This is a genomic window from Anaerophaga thermohalophila str. Valhall (genome assembly GCF_000250735.1).
In the GTDB taxonomy this organism is placed as follows: Bacteria; Bacteroidota; Bacteroidia; order Bacteroidales; family Marinilabiliaceae; genus Anaerophaga; species Anaerophaga thermohalophila_A.
The window spans coordinates 1-2056 of record NZ_AHZV01000196.1 but is presented as its reverse complement, the minus strand read 5'-3'; the positions used below and the strand labels follow the sequence as shown (position 1 = coordinate 2056).

Below are 2056 nucleotides of genomic sequence, written 5' to 3'. Positions count from 1 at the left end.
CGCGACGGCATTTTTTAGCATCGCTGAATTTTGCTGCGTTCGGCATTGACACAAACAAGTTTGGTCACTGCTCTCACTTAACGCAAAATTTGTTTACTTTTTTTTGCTGTAGAAACGAGCATGGTAACAATTGCAACAATAAGAATATGTATAAATCTTACATGCGAGTTCCATTAGGCCAATAACTTAAGTATATTATATACTAATGAATTGGAGCGAAGCGTAAATCGTGAACGCCTTATAATTTTTATCTCGTGAACAAAAAAAGTAAAAGCCCACGCGGCTTGAGCGCAAAAAGTTAAACGCTTTTTTTTGTCGGACAGCAGTGTCTAAAAATCTTAAATCTACCATCTGATATTGAATCTATTACAATCTAAAACTCTAAAATGGAAGAACAAATAAAGCAGGTTGCTGCCCGCATTAAAGACTTGCGTGAGATACTGAATATTTCGCCGGAAGCAGCGGCAGATTATTGCGGATTAACCGTGGCAGATTATTGCGAAATTGAATCCGGGAAGGTGGACATCCCCGTTGGCATCATGCATCTTTTAGCCAGGAAATTCAACGTTGATGTCACAACATTTCTCAGTGGGGCCGAACCACGAATGCATTACTATACGCTGACGCGAAAAGGTAAGGGTGTATCAGTTCAACGTAGAAAAGCTTACAGTTACGAGGCACTGGCTACCAACTTTATCAACCGGAAAGCGGATCCTTTTATTGTGACTGTGGATCCCAAACCAGACAAAGCCGGGATGGAATTTAACAGCCATCCGGGGCAGGAATTTAATCTGATTCTGAAGGGTAGTCTGTTAATCTGTTTGAACAATAAGGAGATGCTTCTCAATGAAGGTGACAGTATTTTTAATCCTGCCGATATGCTGGATGTGATTGCAAAATATAAAGTCACCTCTTTTTGTGCACCTCCCACCATTTTTCGTTTTATGATTCGTGAAGACTTTTCGAAATACGACCTGTCAGCACTTGAATACTGCACCACAGCGGGAGAAGCCCTCAATCCCAAAGTTTTTGAAACGTTCCGGGAGCTTACCGGCATAAAACTGATGGAAGCTTTCGGACAGACCGAAACGGCAGTTCAGTTGGCCACCTTCCCGTGGATGGAGCCTAAACCCGGGTCCATGGGGATTCCAACACCCCAATACAACATCGACCTGCTGAAACCCGATGGCACTTCATGCGAAGATGGTGAAGAAGGCCAGATCGTTATTCGCATTGGTGAGCATCCACCGGTTGGGCTCTTTAAGGGGTATTTTCGCGACGAAGAACGTACCCGCGAAGTGTTGCAGAATGGCGTTTACTATACCGGAGACATTGCCTGGCGTGACGAAGACGGATATTACTGGTTTGTGGGAAGAGCCGACGATGTCATCAAAAGTTCCGGCTACCGCATAGGGCCTTTTGAAGTAGAAAGCGTTTTAATGACGCACCCCGCTGTTGTAGAATGTGCTGTTACCGGGGTACCTGATGATATTCGCGGGCAAGTGGTGAAAGCTACCATAGTGCCGGCACCGGGTTATGTTGCTTCAGAGAAGTTGATCAGGGAAATTCAGGAACACGTAAAGCAGGCGACAGCTCCCTACAAATACCCGCGCATTATCGAGTTTGTAGAAGAATTACCCAAAACTATAAGCGGTAAAATACGCAGAGTGGAAATCAGGGGTGAAGGGAAGAGATTGGCTCCAAAATAACTCGCACTATTTGTGGTTTAATTTTTGCAATCTTTTACTTTTGCATAAGAATACCGTAACACAGTAAAATGGCACTTTATGGACAGACACTAAATAGGGTTTGCCGAATAACACTTAAATAATTAATAATAAATTATTTACATTGCATAATTCCATTTAAGGTGCAAGGTTTGTCACAAGAGAACATGTATAAACCCAATTATGCGAGTTCCATCAGACCAATAACTTAGACTAATTTTATGCTGATGAAACGAGCATGGCAAAGTTTGCCACAAAAGAAAGATGTAAAAGTTCTTGCATGCGAGTTCCATTCGACCTTAATAAATGAGTGCGGTATAAAAAGCATA

Annotated in this window: 1 protein-coding gene; it reads left to right on the top strand. The window is 42.6% G+C overall.

Translation table 11 applies throughout. The features are described from left to right. The first annotated feature begins 386 nt into the window (after window positions 1-386). Entirely contained in the window at window positions 387-1709 is a 1323-nt protein-coding gene (locus OQ5_RS24585; protein ID WP_016777453.1) for an AMP-binding protein, read from the top strand. Window positions 1710-2056: the final 347 nt, after the last annotated feature.